This is a genomic window from Bradyrhizobium zhanjiangense (assembly GCF_004114935.1).
GTDB lineage: Bacteria > Pseudomonadota > Alphaproteobacteria > Rhizobiales > Xanthobacteraceae > Bradyrhizobium > Bradyrhizobium zhanjiangense.
The window spans coordinates 3,213,960-3,232,303 of sequence record NZ_CP022221.1 but is presented as its reverse complement, the minus strand read 5'-3'; the positions used below and the strand labels follow the sequence as shown (position 1 = coordinate 3,232,303).

Here is an 18,344-nt window from a genome sequence, read left to right as displayed (position 1 = left end):
GGCGCCCCGCGCCGGTGGAAGACGGCGGTGGCCTCGCGCCTGCCGCCTCTCCAACCGGTCACGCGGCGCCGAGGTTCCGTTCGATTTGTCCGATGATTGGCGCAAGATGGAAGACTGCCTTCAACTCAGGACGGCAGCGGTAGACCGGCTTGCTCGCGCACGATGTAATCGGCGTACCAATCCGCCCAATTCTCGTCGTGTCCGCCGATCCGCGTCTCGTGCTCACCATGCGCGACCGATGCACGGCGCAACGCCGCCGCCAGATCGCTCTGCGAGGCGAACGTCGTGCCGTCTGCCGTGATGCGTCCGGGCAATCGTGTCGTGACTTCCTGAAACAGCCAGCCATTGCCGTCGGGATCACTGAATGAGGCAAACGAGCTGTAGCTGCCGCGCTCCGGGTCAGCACCGCTGACCCGGACGCTGCCAAACAGATACGGCTCGTCCGGACCGGCGTGAACATCGCCGGCACCGTGGAAGGGTTCGCTGACCGCGATACCGCGGTCGAGCAGATCTTGTCGCGCAGCCTCCAGATCGGAGACAATCAGATACAAGCCGCGCACCGAACCGGGCGCTGCGGCGGTAACGTTCCTGCCGAAAATCACCGAACAGGCCGAGCCCGGCGGCGTGAACTGGATCACGCGCCACTCGCTGCTCGACGCGAAGTCGGCGTCCAGTCGCCAGCCGAGGCGCGTGTAGAACGCCTTGGCGCGGTCGACATCGGAGACGGGGATGACGACGACTTCGAGCTTCAGATCAAGGTTACGCGATGTCGAAGGCTTGGTCGCGACGTCACGGTCGATTTCGATAGTGGCCATGATAACCTCCCCGTTGGAGTAGGATTTAACCCGAAGGCCATACTGAATGCATCGCTCGGGTTTTGCCCGTTAGACGTTGCAAGATTCTGTTATGATCGGCGGCATAGCACTCTGGCGGCGGACACTGCGACCTCGACGGTCAAGCATGCTGACGAATTGTCGCAGTCATCGTCGTAAATCGCTCGCCTTTAAGCAAAATTTGTGACGGCTATTGCCCGTGCATTCGGTGATCGCCACGCGATTTCGCCATTTTCGGCCAGTTTACTGGACATCTCGTTCTGATAGATCAACGTGCAGACATCAGCCTTTTTCAGCGGACCGTTGCTCGTGCCGGACACTAACGACCAGGATTCGGCCATTGCTTTCGGGCCGTTCCGGCTGTTTCCCAAGTCGCGGCTGATTGAGAAGGACGGCGCGCCGCTTCACCTCGGTGGCCGCGCGCTCGACATCCTCATCTTTCTCGCCGAGCGCGCCGGCGAGGTCGTGGACAAACGGGAGCTGATGCGGCGCGTCTGGGCCGACGTGAATGTCGACGAAGGCAGCCTGCGCTTCCACATCACGAATCTGCGCAAAGCCTTGGGCGATGCCGGCGAAGACTCCCGCTACGTCGTCAACGTCCCCGGACGTGGCTATTGCTTCGCGGCCCCGCTGCTCCGGACAGCACCATTCGAGGACCGCACCAGCCTGCCTGCCGCTTCGCCCCACGCGCTTCCCTCGCCGCTTGCGAGGATGATCGGGCGCGACGATGCGGTCGAGAAGATCTCCGCAGAGCTGGCTCAGCACCGCTTCGTCACCATCGTCGGCCCCGGCGGGATCGGCAAGACCTCGGTTGCGCTCGCCGTCGCGCACCGCGAGCTCGGGGCCTTCGACGGTCGGGTGAGCTTCGTCGATTTCGGTGCGCTGACGGATGCCCGCCTCGTGCCCGGAACGATCGCGGCCGCACTCGGCCTGACCGTCAACTCCGACGATCCCATGCCGGGCCTGCTGACGTTCCTGCGCAGCCAGCGGATGCTGCTGGTGTTCGACAGTTGCGAGCATCTCCTCGATGAGCTCGCCCCTCTGGCCGAACGCATCGTCCAGGAGGCGCCAGAGCTGCACATTCTCGCCACCAGCCGCGAATCCTTTCGCACCGAAGGCGAGCGCGTCCACCGGCTGTTTCCACTGGATTGCCCGCCGCAGCGCGACGGCCTCAGCATCGCCGACATCCTTGCCTATCCCGCAAGCCAACTCTTCGTGGAACGCATTGCCGAGAGCCTGAGCGAGTTCGAGCTCAGCGAGGAGGATGCCCCGCTCGTCGCCGAGATCTGCCGGCGTCTCGACGGCATTGCGCTTGCGATCGAGCTCGCCGCCGGACGTGTGAACGCATATGGCATTGCCGGGACCGCCTCGCTGCTGGACAGCCGCTTCTCGCTGTTGTGGCGAGGACGACGCACTGCGATTCCGCGACACCAGACCCTGAGCGCGGCACTCGCCTGGAGTTACGATCTGCTGCCGCCGGCCGAAAGCGCGACGCTGCGCGGATTGTCGGTGTTCGTCGGCCCGTTCACGCTGGAAGCCGCAATTGCTGTCGCGTCCAGCCAGGGCATCAGCGAGTCCGAAGCTGTCGAGACGATCTCGAACCTGCTCTCCAAATCGCTGATTGCAACGTCGTCCGCGGAGCGGCGGCTGCGCTATCGCCTGCTCGACACGACACGCGCCTTCGTCGCGGACAAGCTCGTCGAGAACGGAGAAGCGGCCCGCGCTGCGCGCGCCCATGCCGAATATTTCCGCGATGTCCTGCGCGACATTGCTGTCAAATCAGCGGGCATGCAGAGCGCCGGCGGCTTCCTTCCTTATGCCGACTACCTGCCCAATGTCAGGGCCGCGCTGACCTGGAGCTTTTCGGATGGCGGCGACCGGACAATCGGCGTGGATCTGGCGGCCTCGGCAGCCCAGTTCTTCCTCGAGCTGACATTGCTGACGGAATGCTACCGTTGGACCCGGCAGGCGCTGGCCTCGCTCACGGATTCGATCGACAGCCGCCAGGAGATGACGTTGCAGGCCGCGCTCGGCGTCTCCGTGATGTTCACGCAGGGCAATACGGAAGCGGTCCGGGCGGCGTTCACGCGCAGTCTCCAGCTTGCAGGGGAGCTGGAGGATTTGCACTGGCAGCTCTGGCTGCTGCGCGGATTGCACATCTATCTCACCAGGGTTGGAGATTTTCACGGCGCGCTCGGCACGGGCGAACAGGGCGAAAGCGTTGCGCGCAGGCTGAACGATCCCGCCGCCGCGCTGAACGTGGAATGGATGCTGGGCGTTGCGCATCATCTGATCGGCAATCAGGACAAGGCCGTGCAGTTTTGCCAGAGCGCGATGATGCATAATCCCGGCTCGCAGCGGCTGAACATCGGGCATCTCGGTTATGACGACCGCATCGTGGCGCTGGTGGCACTGGCGCGCGGGCTTTGGCTCACCGGCCGGCCCGATCGTGCAATTGAGGCGGCCAGGTACACCGTTCGCGAGGCCGAGCTGCTGGAGCAGCCGCTGACCCTCGGTATTTCCTTGATCTGGACGATCTACGTGTTCCTCTGGGTCGGGGATTGGGCCAATGCCGAAATCCTGATCGAGCGGCTGATCGAACATTCCGCGCGTCACTTCCTCGGCCCCTATCATGCGGTCGGCATCGGCCAGAAAGGCGAGCTGCTGCTGCGCCGCGGCGACGTCGCCGCCGGCATGGAGCATCTTCGGCGCAGCCAGGCCACGCTGTACGCCACGCGGCACCGGATCATGACGACGGTGTTTGCGACCGCGCTCGCGGAGGGGCTGCTGGCCCAGAACCAGCCCGACGAGGCCCTGCGGACCATCGATGAGGCCATCGCGGAAATCCCCGATCATGGCGAGTCCTTCGACATGCCGGAGATGCTCAGGGTCAAGGGCGACATCCTCGTACGGTCTGGCAACGTTGTGGAGGCCGAGAGCGTCTTGCGCAGATCGCTCGATCTGTCGCGGCGCCAATGCGCGGTCGGCTGGGAACTCCGCGGCGCGATCAGCCTCGGCCGCATCTGGGAGCGCACCGGCAAGGCCGCGGACGCGCGCGACCTGCTCACCCCACTCGTCGCGCAGTATCAGGAGGGCCTCCAGACCCGCGATCTGGTTGCCGCAAGAGGCCTCCTTGCCGCCCTGAATTGAGAGCATCTTCAACGAGATACCGCCATCCCGCGCGCTCGCAAGTCCTAACAACTTCTAACACGCCAAGCCGCACACGCCCCGCCATGGTGGAGGCACTTCACGGTGGATATGGCGGGACATGGCGCTTCTTGACGACGTAATCGATGCCAATGGCGGTATGGCCCGTTGGAACAGCTTGAAGGGGTTCACGCTCCACCTCTCCGTCGGCGGGACGCTGTTCTCCAGCGCTGGACACGCCCGGGAATTCAAGGACGTGACCGCAGAAGGCTCGACCCGGACCCAATCGATCCGCTTCACCGGCATCACGGGAGGCGAACATTCCGGGTCGTTTCAACCGGACGCGATCACGATCGAGAGCCTGGATGGTGAGGTCCTGCGGACCTGGCGCAACCCGAGCTTCGCGTCTGCCGAGGCTGGCTCTCCTGCGCTCGCGGACGAACTGCACCTCGTCTTCTTCTGCGGCGTCGCGATCTGGAATTATCTGACGACTCCATTCCTGCTCGCCGACCCCGATGTCGTGGTGGAAGAGCTGACGCCGTGGCGCGAGAACACTCAGACCTGGCGGCGGCTACGGGCGCAATTCCCCCCGCGCCTGGTCACGCTCGCTTCCGAGCAGATCTTCTATTTCGACGAGAGCGCTCTGCAACGGCGGACGGATCACGATCTCTTCGGGATGAAGGTCGCACATTCCTCCTGGGCCCATGACAGTTTCGGCGGCATCGTGGTGCCGACGCTTCGACGGGCGCAGACGCTGCAGTCCGACGGAACCGTGATCGCCAAGCCTGTGTTGATGGACGTCGAGATCTTCGACGCCGTCTTCGAGTAGCGGCGCATGCGCGCGCAAACGACGTCACTTGCTCGAACCTGCGCCGACGACGTCAACCGATGCGACGAATTGGGACGTTCATAGAGCCTCCTGCGGCGAGCTGTCACAGCGCTCGCACTCACACAACAACTAACAACTCCTAATCACCACTAACGGGCGTCCTGGCGCGCACGCGCGTACTCTCGGACCATAGCGAACTTGCGCATCGCAAGCCGCCGATGAGACGAGAGAGAACGAACGATGTTCACCGACATGCAGGCACACGCCTGGGCCGATCTTCGAGCCGTCAACCGGAAGCGCGAGGCTCCGCAGACGACACAGGCATTCGCCCGGGAAAGCCGATGGCGTCAGATCGACCGCGGCGCGGAGACGTCCAGCGAGGACATCACGATCTCGCGATGGGAAGACTCCCGTGGCGCTTCGTCGCACGAAACGACGACGCCCGAGGATCGCTATTTCGTCGGCATTGCCCTGAAGACCACGCGCGCAAGACTGAGCCGGGACCGTCAGATCGTTTTCGACGGCACCATGCCCGCAGGCACGCTCTATGTCACAGCACCGTCGAAGCCTCTCCGCGCGCAATTCGAATCGCCATGCGCTTTCCTCCACTTTCACATCTCCACGGATCATTTTCCGGCGCAATTCCCCGCGGCCGAAGGACTGAATGACCTCGTCCTGTTGCGCGACCCGCTCGCTGCGGAGCTTGCCAAGGCGCTGATCGAACGGGGTCACGCCGCGGACCACCAGTTCATGCGCTGCCTCGGCCAGACTCTTGCGATGCATCTCGCCCGGTTGGAGCCGCCGCGCGTCAGGGTCAATGCCTTGCCGAAATGGCGGCTGCGGCGGGTCGAACAATACATCGCCGATCATTTCGACCGCTGCATCAGCCTGGCCGAGCTCGCCCATGTCGCCGGCTTGTCCAGAATGCACTTTGCGGCCCAATTCCGCGCCGCGACCGGTTACCGCCCCCGCGAATATCTTCTCAATCACCGGATCGAACGTGCGAAGGCGCTGCTCACGACCACCGAGCGGCCCTTGGCGGAGATCGCGCTTGCCGTCGGCTTCAGCACGCAGGCGCATTTTTCCACCGTCTTCAAGCGCATCAGCGGCCAGTCTCCGGCACGCTGGCGCCTCGCCAGCAAGGGTGAGCGAGCCGAGGCAGAAGCGCCTCCGCAGCGGCGTGCTGCTCGGGAGAGGGACTGGATCGCCAGCGTGGCCGCGTAGCGACGCGCACGCGGTCTCTACTTCATCATTGCGAGATGCCGTGGCCCGGATGGAGCGAAAGCGTAATCCGGGAAGGTGCCGATGAAGAGAGCGGTCCCGGATTGCGCTACGCTCCATCCGGGCTACGATAAAAGCCCTACACCGGATCGAACGCCCGGATCGGGGGCAGATTGCCCGTGAACTTCTCCACCTCGACCGTCGTCAACTGCCCCGTGCAGCCCTGCGCCAGGGATGAGGTGCCGACGTCGCGGGTGAGCACGTTCGGGTTGCCGTGAACGCAGAGCGGCGCGTCGTCCTCGGGATCCATCGGGTCATACCAGGCTCCGGTCGGAAGCTGCACGACGCCGGGCGCGATGCCGTCGGTGACGTGGACGGCGGCAAGGCAGGCGCCGCGGTCGTTGAACAGGCGGATGATGTCGCCATCCTTGATGCTGCGTGCGGCCGCATCGCGCGGGTTCATGCGCGCGACCTCGCGGCCGCGATGTTTTGCGGCAAGCGAATGGCCACCGAAATCGAGCTGACTGTGCAGGCGCGTCACCGGCTGGTTGGCGACGAGGAAGCACGGTGCTCCAGGCCTCGGCATATCGGACTTGTCGAGCCAGACCGGATGGCCCGGACAATCCGCATCGCCATGGCCCGCGATCTTCGCCGAGAAGATCTCGATGCGGCCGCTCGGCGTCGGCAGGGCGTGACCTGCGGGATCCTCACGGAAGCGGCGCAGCCGGCCGCCGTCATCGGGCTGCTGCGGCACGACCAGGCTGCCACGCTGCCAGAATTCGTCGAAGCTGGGCGCCTCCACGCCACGCTTGGCGAGCGAGGCGCGGGTGGGCTCATACAGATGTTCGAGCCACTCCCGAGAGGTGCGGCCTTCCGTGAAGGGTTCGCGCGCGCCGAGACGTTCGGCGAGATCGGCGAAGATATCATAGTCGTCGCGCGCGAGCCCAAACGGCTCGGCGATCCGGTGCATCGCGACCATCAAGGGGTCGTTGGTGGAATAGCCGATGTCCTCGCGCTCCAGCGTCATCGTTGCGGGCAGCACGATGTCGGCGTGCCGGGCCGTCGCGGTCCAGCCGAGCTCGTGCACGACCAGCGTGTCGACTTTCGCGAACGCCTTGCGCAGGCGGTTGATGTCCTGGTGATGATGGAAGGGATTGCCGCCGGCCCAGTAGACGAGGCGAATGTCCGGATAGGTGCGCGTCTCGCCATTGTAGCGATAGGTGCTTCCAGGGTTGAGCAGCATGTCGGCGATGCGCGCCACCGGAATGAAATCGGCAACGCCGTTGCGGCCCTGCCCCAGCGTCGGGCCCGGCACGTCGTTGACGCGGCGGCCGTAATAGCCGATCGCACCCAGCGAATAAGCATAGCCTCCACCGGAAAGACCGACCTGGCCGAGCGCTGCCGCCAATACCAGGCTCATCCACACCGGCTGCTCTCCATGCTCGGCGCGCTGGAGCGAATGCGAGACGGTGATCAGCGCCCTTTTCCCGGCGAGCCGGCGCGCCAGCGCGCGGATGGTGTCCGCCTCGACGCCTGAGATCGCGGCGGCCCATCCGGCATGCTTTGCTTGCCCATCGCTCTCGCCGGTGAGATAGCGCAGGAAGACGGGCCAGCCTTCCGCGTAGCGATCGAGGAAGGCCTGGTCGTGCAGACCTTCGCTCACCAACGTGTGGACGATGCCGAGCATCAGCGCGGTGTCGGTGCCGGGCACGCAGCTCATCCATTCGGCGCCAGCTTCGACCGGCAGATCGTCGCGCAGCGGGCTGACCAGGACGAACTCGCAGCCGCGCCGGCGCGCCGCCGCCATGGCACCGCGCTCGACATGCTTGCTGATAGAGCCGCCGGCGACCATGGAGTTCTTCAGCGCCATGCCGCCGAACGCCAGCACGATCTCGGTATCCGCCGCGATCTGCTCCCAGGTGACGTTGCGCTTGGTGATGTCCTCGTATCCGCAGAGGATCTGAGGCAGCAACACCGAGGACGCGCCGGAGGAGTAGGTGTTGACCGAACGCACATAGCCGCCCATCGCGATGTTGAGGAAGCGATGCACCTGGCTCTGGGCGTGATGAAAGCGGCCCGCGCTCGACCAGCCATAGGAACCGCCGAACACAGCGCCGGGGCCGCGCGTGTCGCGGATGCGCGCCAGTTCGTCCCCGAGCAGATCGAGCGCCTTCTCCCAGCTCACGGAGACGAATTCGTCGCGGCCGCGGCGATCGTCCGGGCCGGGACCGCGCTCGAGCCAGCCGCGGCGGATCGCCGGCTGGGCGATGCGCGCCTGGTGGCGCAGCGCGCCGGGGAAATTGTCGATGATGCCGTTCGGATCGGGATCCCCCGTATAGGCCCTGACCTCGAGTGCGGCCGCGCCTTGGCGCGCCGAGAACACGCCCCAATGCGACGTGTGCGGCTTGAAGCCGTCGGACAGGTCGAGGCCGGGGTCGGGAAAGCCAATCGTATCGTCCATCGCCTGATCCTTGTTCCAGTACGTGGTGGCAGTATACCGATCCACACTGTGATGTCATCGAGATCAGAGCTGACGTCTACGCTGGGCTCCCGTGCACTCTGTTGCACCCGACGCCGCCGAATAGCGAGGTCAAGACTCACGCCGATGTCGACGGTGCCACTCGGTACGTCACAGGGTCTCGTATTGGTGGTGCAGATGTGCGATACGCCTCCCCTTCCTCACCAGCAACATCGGTCTCATCATGATCAAGCGCATCTTGCCTTACGAAGGTCTGCTCCACGAAGTGGTCGAGCATAATGGCGTGCTTTACATCGGCGGAATTGTCCCTGAAGACACGAGCCTCGATATGTCGGGCCAGGCAAACGACGTCCTCCGGCAGCTGGCGCAGCTGCTAAAGACCCTCGGATCCGATTTGGCCAACGTCTTGCAGGTGACCATCTACATGACGAATCTCAAGGAGAAGGCCGCGTTCAACGCCGTCTGGAAGGCGCACTTTGCAGAAGCTCATCTGCCGGCGCGCGCCGCAATCGGCGTCGCCGATCTCGGTCCGGGCGTCAAGCTCGAGATGACCGCTATCGCTGCGCGACACTAGTGGCGCCACGGCATCCTTGTACCGGTCTTAACTTTTTGCGCCGACATCAATGTTAACGAGCGACTTTCATTGCGCGAAGGGAATGCCCTGATACGCTCTGCGCATATCAACCGCAGCGTGTTCAAGATGATCAGATACTCATCCTACGGCACGACGAATTCTTCAAAGCAATCGCCGACGCTCGATTCTGACGATCCGCTTCGTGCCGCATATTGCGAACTGTTAGAGCTGCGTCGGCGCGTCAGGGCCGCTGAAGCGGCCATGATGACGCGAGCTAGTGATCGCAGCCGCAAGCCGACCGCGAGCCGAGCCCAGATCTGGCTGAAGCAGTCTGGATGACCCCCGCTCAATGACGGGTCTGCGGCAGCTTCCAGCCCAGAACCTTGCTCGCGACGAGCGTGCGCAGCACCTGCGCCGTGCCGCCGCCGATCGTGAACATGCGGACGTCGCGCGCCATGCGCTCGAGCGGGAAGTCGCGCGAATAGCCGCGGGCCCCGAACATCTGAAGTGCATCGTTGACGATCTTGATCGCCGCCTCGGACGCGAAGATCTTCGCCTGCGCCGCGAGGGTCGGATCGGGAAATGCGCTGCCGCCCGGGCCTCGCGACGCGGCGGCCGCATGCAGCATCAAGCGCGATGCGGTGAGCTGCGTCTGCATGTCGGCGAGCATCCATTGCAGCCCCTGGAATTCGCCGATCGGGCGCCCGAACTGCTCGCGCGCCTTGACCCATTCGATGGCGTGCTCCAGCGCACCCGCAGCGATTCCCATCGCGACAGTTCCTGCGCCGACACGCTGACTGTTGTAGGCATTGATGAGGTCGGCAAAGCCGCGCTTGAAGCCCGACGGAGGCAGCAGCACCATGTCCGGCGTGATCTCCAGATCCTCGAACACGAGCTCGCCCTCGGGCATGCCGCACAGTCCCATCGTCGTTTCGCGCTTGCCGATACGCAGCCCTTCGGCCTCGCCGCGCACGGCCAGGAAGCCGCCGACGCCGAGCTCCTCACCGCTCTCATCGAAGACCCGCGCGAAGATCAGGTGCAGGCGCGACACGCCGGCGCCGGTGATCCAATGCTTGCTGCCGTTGAGCACGTAGCGATTGCCGCGCTTGTCGGCCCGGGTCTTCATGCCGCTCGCGTCGCTACCCGCCTCGGGCTCGGTAATGCAGATGGCCGGCTTATCGCCCGCCAGGACGAGATCGGCAGCGCGCCTGCGCTGTGCATCGGTGCCGTAGGCCATGACGGTGGAGATCGCGCCCATATTGGCCTCGACGACGATACGCGCCGAGACCGTGCACGCGCGCGCCATCTCCTCGATCACCAGCACCGTGTCGAGGAAGCTCTGGCCCTGCCCGCCATATTCCTTTGGGATGGTCATGCCCATGAAGCGCTCGGCTTTCAGCGCCTCGACAACGTCGAAGGGATATTCGCGCGATTGATCGATCTCGGCGCCGCGCTTGCGCAGCAGCCCATTCGAGAAGGCGGCGGCTCTTTCCTTCAAAGCCAATTGCCGGGATGACAGTTCCATGGCGTCGCTCCTTCTCTCAGCGGCCCATGGTATAGAATTCGGCATTCGGACGCATGCTCGTCACGTTCGCGAGCCGGTTCGACAGGCCGAAAAAGGCCGAGATCGCCGCGATGTCCCAGATGTCCTCTTCGGTGAATCCGTGCGCCGTCAGCGTGGCGAAGTCGCTTTCAGACGTCTTTTGCGCCTCGGTCGAGACCCGAACGGCGAAATCCAGCATCGCCTTCTGACGATCGGTGATGTCGGCCTTGCGGTAGTTGACGGCGACCTGATCGGCAATCAGCGGGTCCTTGGCGCGAATCCGCAAGATCGCGCCATGCGCCACTACGCAATACTGGCACTGATTGAGGTTGCTGGTCGCAACGACGATCATCTCGCGCTCGGCCTTGGTCAGATTGCCGGGCTTGTCCATCAGCGCGTCGTGATAGGCAAAGAATGCGCGAAACTCCTCCGGCCGGTGCGCGAGCACGAGAAAGACATTCGGAATGAAGCCGGACTTCTCCTGCACAGCCAGGATGCGGCTACGGATATCGTCCGGCATATCGGCGAGATCGGGAACAGGGAAGCGACTGACGGCGCGTGTTTCGGTCATGAGCTTGGCTCCTCGTTGAAGATTGGCATGACGGTCATCGCCCCTCACCTTTCGCCCGGATCATCGCAAGAAAGCGTTCGGCGAAGACGTCGAGCGCATCCGGGCGCCGTTCGAGCTTGGCGCGCAACACCGCGCCCTCCCAGCCCATCCAGAAGAACTGCGCGAGATCCTCGCAGTCGAGCTCGCTGGACATCTCGCCCGCCTCTTGCGCCGACCGCAGGCAACGGGACGTCCGCGCTTCCCAATCCCGGAACACAGCAGCGAGGCGCTTCCGGAACGGCTCGGGCAGAACACCCATCTCCTGTCCGAGATTGCCGACGAGGCAGCCGCGCCGGTAGCGATGTCTCGCCATGCCCGAGCGAGCATCCGCGATGAAATCACGCAGACGGTCGAGCGGAGCACGCTCGGTGTCGTCGAACCATCGGTCCAGCTTCCGCGCGAAATAGTTGGCATAGGCGTCGATCAGTGCGAGACCGAAGGCCTCCTTGCTGTCGAAGTAATGGTAAAATGAACCTTTTGGTACCTCCGCGGCGTCCAGGATCTCCTCGACGCCCACGGCACTGAAGCCCTTCTCGGTCAGGATCGCAACGCCGGTGCGCAGCAGCCGTGCGCGCGGCGCGTCTGGCCGTGTCTGGTCCTTGGGCGGACGGCCACGGCGACGCGGTTCGGCTGACGGCAAAATCGCTCTCATGGCGATTTATTAGACCGATCGTCTTGCAAAATCAATCCTGCGTCGTCATCGAGGCCCGGCGTCTGTCGATGAGCCCTCAACGACGTGCGGGTCGCCCCGCATTTCACGGCATTTGGCAGACGTCCGGATGCAGCAAGGGAGCGTCCTTCAGCCAGACGTTCGCGCCGTCCGCACCGCAGACGGCGCGCAGAGGCTGTCCGGCGGGCAAGCGGACCCAGCCTTGCGGGAGCAGCGTCTGATCACCAATCGACAGGCTCCCGGCGAGAACGAGCATTTCGAGCCCGCGTGCATTCTCGACCGTAACGGAACTGCCAGGCATCCAGCTCTCGAAACGCACGTTCTCAAATCCATCGTCGAACAGTTCGAGCGCGCTCGCCGCCCCCGATCGCGGCTCGCGCTGACGACCTTCCGCGGGCCGTCGTACGATCTGGTCGCGATCGCCATCCCGGAACTGCCAAAGGCGCACGAAGATCGTGCAGCCACCCTCCGATGCGGGAACGTGCGAGGTCCCGGGCGGATTGCGGAAGTAGCTGCCCGCGGGGTAATCGCCATGCTCGTCCTGAAAGACGCCATCGAGAACGACGATCTCTTCGCCGCCGCCATGCGTATGGCGCGGAAACGCGCTGTGCGGCGCGTATCGCACGATCGAGGTGGCGCGCGCGACCTCGTCGCCGATGCGGAACAGCATGCGCCGGTCGACACCGGCCGCCGGGCTTTGGATCCACGGCAGCTGCCCGGCCTGAACGATCACCGGAACTGTCAGGTTGTCATTGATGCGCATGGCTCTTCTCCCTCATGGTCAACACCATTCTGAAATTAGCCTGGCCGGACCGCATCCGTGCGACGGCCTCCGCGGCGCGCTCCAGCATATCACGACGCCGCATCGCCGCGGCGCGCTCGTGGTGATGCCAGCGCCAGCGCGGCGACGGCCAGGAACAGAGGCGGAAACGAGACCCACAGGACCGTATTCCAACCGTAGGCGGAGAGCAGCCCACCCGACAGGAACGAGCCGAAGGTCATCGTGCCGAACACGATGAAGTCGTTCAGCGACTGCACGCGCGCCTTCTCCTCCGGGCGATGACACTCCAGGACCATCGCGGAAGCTCCGACGAAGCCAAAATTCCAGCCGACGCCGAGCAGGATCAGCGTCGCCCAGAAGTGCCCGACCTGAATACCGAACAGACCGATGGCCGAAGAGGCGGCTGTGAGCAGCAGCCCGGTCGCCACCACTCTCGATGCGCCGAACCGGGTGATCAACCTGCCGGTCCAGAAGCTCGGTCCATACATGGCGATCACATGCCATTGCAGACCAAGATTGGCAGCCTCCTGCGGCAGATTGCAGAACTTCATCGCGAGCGGCGCCGCCGTCATCAGGAAGTTCATCAGCAGATAAGAGACGACTCCGCAGACCACCGCCGCAATGAAACGCGGCTGGCGCGCGATCACGGAAAGAGGACGGCCTCTGCCCCTGTCGGCCGCGATCGACATCGGCAGACGGACCCCGGCGAGAACCGATAAGGAGATCGCAGCGACCGCGCCTTGTGCCAGATAGGTGGCCGCGAAGAGATGGGGCGGCCACAGACCCATCGTATACGTGACGAGTTGCGGCCCGATCACGCCGGCAAAGACACCGCCTGCCATCACCGCCGACAGCGCGCGCGGCCGCCGCTCTGGCGCCGCGCAATCGGCGGCCGCGAAGCGAAAGGACAGCACCACCGCGGCGTAGACACCGCCGAGAAACGTCGCCGCACAGAACAGGCCGAACGAGGCGTGTAGAATCGCGAGCGATGCGATCAGGCCGGAGAGGACACCGCAGCCGGTGCCGATCATGAAGGTCGCGCGTCGCCCGTAACGTTGCGCGACCGCTCCGGCGGGCAAGGTGCAGGCGGCCATCCCGACCACGAAGATCGAGATCGGGAGAGTTGCCAGCGCCTTGGTGGGCGCCAGCATGTCACCGATCACTGCGCCGGTGGCGTAGACGATCGTCGAATTCGCGCCGGCCAATGCCTGCGCGACGGCGAGCCTTGCGACATTGCTGCGCTCAAAACGGAACGCGGGCGGAGCCTCCACCCGCCCTTGCACGGCAACTTCTGACATTCAGACCTCGATTTGGCCGCGCCAGCGCGCATCGCGCTGCGACGGACGGCGGTGAAGGCGGCGATCGAGCAGATCGCGTGCCTTGGCGGAATCGCCGCTTCGCATGAAAGCGAGCAACAACATGTCTTCGATGATTTCCCTCTGGGCGCCGCTGCCGCCGACCCGCGCGACGTCTGCGGCCACCGGCTCGAGAATCCGCATGCATTCGGCGTAGTCGGTGTTCGCGAACGCGAGCGCGGCCCGGCCGATGGCTGGCACGACGGGACCAGCCGGCAGCACGCCGTCCGCGACACGTTGCGCATTCGCCTTGATGCGGTCGACGGCAGCGGCGTGTTTTCCGGTCGCGGCGGCCAACAAGGCCGTGTGCAGTTCGACGAATGCGAGACCGGGAGTCGGATAGCGGGATCCGGCGTAGCTCTCGACCTCCTCCCACATGCCGGACGGCACCTCGTGGCCATACGCCTGAAGTCTCCACAACAAGGAGACCGTGTCGCTCAAGACATTGATCGGCAGACCGAGCGAGGCCGAAGGCCGAACGTATTTGGAATAGATCGCCAGGGCGTGTTGCGGATCGTCGCGCTCCAGCGCCGAGAGCGCCGCGTGCCAGGCCAGATGACCGTGAAGCATCCCTGCCCGATCATACTCAGGCAACCAGCCTTCGAGCAGCGTTTCGGCTTCGTCCTTGGCGCCCTGCTCGAACATCGCATGCGCGACCGCATGCGCGGCGTTCGCGTTGGCGCGGCGCCGTTCGAGACCACGTTGCGCGAAGTCGCGACCTCTCGAGACCGATCCGTTCTCGGCGTGTGACCAGCCGCGATAGGTCAGGAACCACCAGTCGTCCGCGTCGTAGCGACCCGCCACGCGTTCGCAGAGATCCACGCGCGCCTGGTCGTGACCGATCATCCCCGAGAACGCGAACAGGCCGAACGCGCCGAGCGGCAGAGAGAGGATCAGGACGTCGCGCGGCCACGCGTCCAGATGCGCGAGCGCGCTCTCCAACGCCTTGGCGGACTGGCCGGTCACCGCGAGCGCGAGGACCGCAACATGACTGATCTCACGCGGCGAGCCGTTTCGCGCGACAATCTCCTGCGCAGTCGCGATCCTTGCGCGCGCTTCCGCGGGCTCGGCCTTGATCGCGTGCAGACATGCGAGGGCGGCGTGCGCCAGCGCGAAATGTGGATCGAGTTCCGCGGCCTGCCGCAGCGTGTCATCCGCGCCCGGCCACGCCGACAGAAGCAGATCGATGCCGATCCGATATTGACCGGCCGCTTGCGGTGAATCTGTCGAAATCGGCAGGCCTCGGCTGTCGCACTCGGCCATGCTCTGCTCCTGATACGAGGGACGAGACGGGTCCGGCCAACGAAGTCCGCGGTGTGGCCGGCCGTGAACTGGAGCGCTAGCAGAGCGAAAAGCGGCTGTCTTTCGACGTTTTGCCAATTTATATAGAATATCGGCCAATCGGAAACGACATGACCTGGACCCCACTATCGGCTCCGCCGGATGCCTTGCCGCCGCGCCCCATCACCATGCGCGCCCAGTCGATCCCGGCGCGGCACGAATTCCCGGAGCACGCGCACGACTGGCACCAGGTGGTCTACGCCATCGACGGCGTGCTCATGGTGACCGCGGAGAACCGTTCCTTCGTCATCTCGCCCGAACAGGCCGTCTGGCTGCCGCGCGGCGTTTGCCATCGGGTGGGCTCCCTTCTCGGCGCCGAGTTTCGCAGCCTGTGGATTGCCGTCGACGCCGGGAGCAATCTGCCAGCGGCTCCGACAGTGCTCGCCGTATCTCCCCTGCTGAAGGAGTTGATCGTGGAGGCCGCAGCCATCGAAGGAAGCCAGGATACCGACGGCTACCCCGATCGTGTCGCGACACTCATTCTCGATCAGCTCGGCAGGGCCCGCGCGCTGACGGCGGGATTGCCGTGGCCGCGCGGCGAGCGCCTGCTGCGCCTTTGCGAAGCGCTCTACGTCGATCCGGCCGATTCCCGAAGTTCGGATGATTGGGCCAAGGCGCTCGGCATGTCGTCGCGCACGCTGACGCGCCAGTTCGAAGCGGAAATGGGTTCGAGCCTGCGATCATGGCGGCGACGGGTGCGGCTGCTGCGCGCCATCGAGCTGTTGAGCAGCGGCACGGGAGTCACGGAGACCGCGCTGCAACTGGGCTACGGATCCGCATCCGCGTTCGTCTACGCATTCCGGACGGAAATGGGATCCAGTCCGCACGCCTACATGCGAAGAGCGACTGGCGAGCGGCGTGCCGCCGACATTCGCTGATAAAGATCTGAAGCGGAGAGTTCCGGCGAAGCAGTTTCCTCGGAACCATCGAAGCCGAGCTCAGTTGGGGCCAGATTGGGTTGGGCCCTCCACAACAGCAACAAGTCGCGGTGCTCAGGGAAATCCTCGTCTCTCAACAAGATGGACCCGCTCAATGAGACGCTTGCTCAGATTCCTGCCTGTGCTGGGAGCAACATTCATTCTGATGGTCACCGGCGCACTGGCACAGGAGACCCCATCCCCTCTTGCCTCGCGCACTGGCCTGCCGGCCAATTTCGAACGAGTCTTCACGCACGGCTTTGCCGAAGCCAATGGAGTTCGACTGCACTATGTCATCGGCGGTCCGGCCAATGGCGACCTGATCGTTCTGCTGCACGGCTGGCCGCAGACCTGGTACACGTGGCGGAATGTCATGCCTGCGCTCGCGGGCGCGGGGTACCGTGTCGTTGCGGTGGACTATCGCGGCGCCGGCGAGTCGGAGAAGCCGCAGGGCGGCTACGACAAGGCGACGATGGCTGCCGACATTCGCGCACTGGTCCGCGAACTGGGCGGAAGCCATGTCAACCTCGTCGGGCGCGACATCGGCGTGATGGTCGCCTATGCCTATGCCGCGCAATGGCCGGATGAGGTCGTCAAGCTCGCGATGCTAGACGTTCCCGTGCCGGCCACGCGGATCTGGGATGAAGCCAAGCACAAGCCGGACCCCGAGCTCTGGCATTTCGGCCTGCATCAGCAGCGCGACATCGCTGAGCTCCTCGTGAGCGGTCACGAGCAAGCCTACATCTCGGATTTCTACAAGAAGAGGCTCGCAGCGCCTGTTGCGGACGAAGACATCGCGGTCTATGCGCGTGCCTATGCGGCTCCCGGAGGCCTTCGCGCGGGGTTTGAGCTCTATCGGGCTTTTCCCGAGGATGAACGGCGCTTCAAGCAATTCATGCAGAAGAAGCTCCCGATGCCCGTCCTCGCCTTGGCCGGCGAGAAGAGCAACGGCTGGGCCGAAACGGACATGGCGAAGGAGCTCGCCACGAATGTGCGCGGAGATGCTGCACCACGCACCGGGCATTGGTTGCCGGATGAGAATCCGACCTATGTCTCTCAACATCTCCTAGCATTCTTCGCTGGCGGCACGACCGGCAGCACGGCGCGGACACCCTGAATAGAGTGACGAATGGCTACGGCGAGAGGCAACGCTAAAGCGCGATGAGATTGGGATGAATCGTCATCGCGCTTTAGGTTATTGTTTTAGCATGATCTTTTCGGAAAACCGCTGCACACTTTTCCGGATCATGCTCTAGCTGGCGCTGACGCAGCCTCTACCTCGACGTTCCGCTCTTGCTTCCGGTCGCGTCGGATCGTCGATCCGCGGCAAGGCCAAGCACCATGTCCGAGAACCGCTCACCCTGGACCAGAACATGGTCGTGAAGTCGCGTTGCCGCGAGTTGCTCATCGCCGGCGCGGATCGCTTCGAGAATCCCCGCGTGCTCCTGCAGCGATTGCAGCAGGCGGTTGCGCGCACGTAGCTGGATACGGCGATAGGCGCTCAGCCGCTTGTGCAGAGCAAAGGCTTGATCAGCGAGAAAACTGTTGCGGCTCGCGCGGTAGATCGCTTCGTGAAAATTGCGGTTGTCGGCGTAGTACTGCTCGCTGTCGCCTTCGCGCGCGGCTATCTCGCACGCGCGATGAGCAGTCTCCATTGCCGCATCGTTCTCCGGGGTCAGCCGACGCGCCGCCAGGCGTCCGCAGGCGCTTTCGATCTCCGCCATCGTTTCGAACATCTCGAACAGCCTGGTCGGTGACGGGACGCTGACGATCGCGCCGCGGCGCGGGCGAACATCGATGAAGCCCTCGGCGCCGAGCTGGAGCAGCGCCTCCCGGATAGGGGTACGCGACACCCCGAATCGCTCCGCCAGCGAGGCCTCGTCCAGGCGATCACCCGGCAGGAATTCTCCTGCAATCACAGCGTCTTCGATCGACTGCTTAAGTCTGAAGGCCTGGCTCATTGCATACACCTGATCCCACAATCCCATACCATATACTTGACAAGACGAACAGCATGCACTTCTATATGGATTGTATGCAATAT

15 protein-coding genes are annotated in these 18,344 nt (G+C 64.4%); 6 read left to right on the top strand and 9 right to left on the bottom strand.

The genetic code is table 11. The features are described from left to right. Nucleotides 1-125: 125 nt before the first annotated feature. Nucleotides 126-815: a VOC family protein gene (locus tag XH85_RS15085; protein ID WP_128932422.1), complete on the bottom strand. Its 690-nt coding sequence runs from the start codon at nt 813-815 to the stop codon at nt 126-128. Between the two features lie 327 nt (nt 816-1,142). Between XH85_RS15085 and XH85_RS15080 the strand changes: the two genes are divergently transcribed. From XH85_RS15080 to XH85_RS15070, 3 genes are all read left to right on the top strand, one after another. Beyond that, nucleotides 1,143-3,983: an ATP-binding protein gene (locus XH85_RS15080; protein WP_128932421.1), complete on the top strand. Its 2,841-nt coding sequence runs from the start codon at nt 1,143-1,145 to the stop codon at nt 3,981-3,983. A 118-nt stretch (nt 3,984-4,101) separates the two neighbouring features. Beyond that, entirely contained in the window at nt 4,102-4,809 is a 708-nt protein-coding gene (locus XH85_RS15075) for a hypothetical protein (protein ID WP_128932420.1), read from the top strand. Between the two features lie 240 nt (nt 4,810-5,049). Next, a complete protein-coding gene (locus tag XH85_RS15070; RefSeq protein WP_128932419.1) occupies nt 5,050-6,033 on the top strand; it encodes a helix-turn-helix domain-containing protein in 984 nt (327 codons plus the stop codon). A 136-nt stretch (nt 6,034-6,169) separates the two neighbouring features. Here the strand turns inward: XH85_RS15070 and XH85_RS15065 are convergent, their stop codons facing one another. Further along, nucleotides 6,170-8,491 carry a molybdopterin guanine dinucleotide-containing S/N-oxide reductase gene (locus tag XH85_RS15065; RefSeq protein ID WP_164940284.1) on the bottom strand — a complete coding sequence of 774 codons (2,322 nt, stop codon included), beginning with the start codon at nt 8,489-8,491 and terminating at the stop codon, nt 6,170-6,172. 241 nt (nt 8,492-8,732) lie between these two features. On the opposite strand from XH85_RS15065, the gene XH85_RS15060 reads away from it, so the two are divergent. Beyond that, a complete protein-coding gene (locus XH85_RS15060; RefSeq protein ID WP_128932417.1) occupies nt 8,733-9,083 on the top strand; it encodes a RidA family protein in 351 nt (116 codons plus the stop codon). A 346-nt stretch (nt 9,084-9,429) separates the two neighbouring features. Here the strand turns inward: XH85_RS15060 and acdA are convergent, their stop codons facing one another. From acdA to XH85_RS15030, 6 genes are all read right to left on the bottom strand, one after another. Beyond that, nucleotides 9,430-10,608: a 3-sulfinopropanoyl-CoA desulfinase gene (acdA, locus tag XH85_RS15055; protein ID WP_128932416.1), complete on the bottom strand. Its 1,179-nt coding sequence runs from the start codon at nt 10,606-10,608 to the stop codon at nt 9,430-9,432. Between the two features lie 16 nt (nt 10,609-10,624). Beyond that, entirely contained in the window at nt 10,625-11,197 is a 573-nt protein-coding gene (locus XH85_RS15050) for a peroxidase-related enzyme (RefSeq protein WP_128932415.1), read from the bottom strand. Between the two features lie 34 nt (nt 11,198-11,231). Continuing rightward, nucleotides 11,232-11,876 (bottom strand): acrylate utilization transcriptional regulator AcuR, encoded by a 645-nt coding sequence (gene acuR, locus XH85_RS15045; RefSeq protein WP_245473491.1) that lies wholly within the window; start codon nt 11,874-11,876, stop codon nt 11,232-11,234. 115 nt (nt 11,877-11,991) lie between these two features. Then, nucleotides 11,992-12,669 (bottom strand): cupin domain-containing protein, encoded by a 678-nt coding sequence (locus tag XH85_RS15040; protein WP_128932413.1) that lies wholly within the window; start codon nt 12,667-12,669, stop codon nt 11,992-11,994. An 89-nt stretch (nt 12,670-12,758) separates the two neighbouring features. Continuing rightward, nucleotides 12,759-13,985 carry an MFS transporter gene (locus XH85_RS15035; protein ID WP_128932412.1) on the bottom strand — a complete coding sequence of 409 codons (1,227 nt, stop codon included), beginning with the start codon at nt 13,983-13,985 and terminating at the stop codon, nt 12,759-12,761. Continuing rightward, on the bottom strand, nt 13,986-15,305 hold the full coding sequence (locus XH85_RS15030) for a tetratricopeptide repeat protein (RefSeq protein WP_128932411.1): 1,320 nt from the start codon (nt 15,303-15,305) through the stop codon (nt 13,986-13,988). Nucleotides 15,306-15,490: 185 nt separating this feature from the next. Between XH85_RS15030 and XH85_RS15025 the strand changes: the two genes are divergently transcribed. Together XH85_RS15025 and XH85_RS15020 are read left to right on the top strand one after the other, a co-directional pair. Continuing rightward, nucleotides 15,491-16,261 carry an AraC family transcriptional regulator gene (locus tag XH85_RS15025; protein ID WP_338025640.1) on the top strand — a complete coding sequence of 257 codons (771 nt, stop codon included), beginning with the start codon at nt 15,491-15,493 and terminating at the stop codon, nt 16,259-16,261. Nucleotides 16,262-16,415: 154 nt separating this feature from the next. Then, on the top strand, nt 16,416-17,417 hold the full coding sequence (locus XH85_RS15020; protein WP_206734837.1) for an alpha/beta fold hydrolase: 1,002 nt from the start codon (nt 16,416-16,418) through the stop codon (nt 17,415-17,417). Nucleotides 17,418-17,574: 157 nt separating this feature from the next. On the opposite strand, the gene XH85_RS15015 is transcribed toward XH85_RS15020, so the two are convergent. Next, complete coding sequence (locus tag XH85_RS15015) at nt 17,575-18,261, bottom strand: GntR family transcriptional regulator (RefSeq protein ID WP_128932409.1); 687 nt, start codon at nt 18,259-18,261, stop codon at nt 17,575-17,577. Nucleotides 18,262-18,344: the final 83 nt, after the last annotated feature.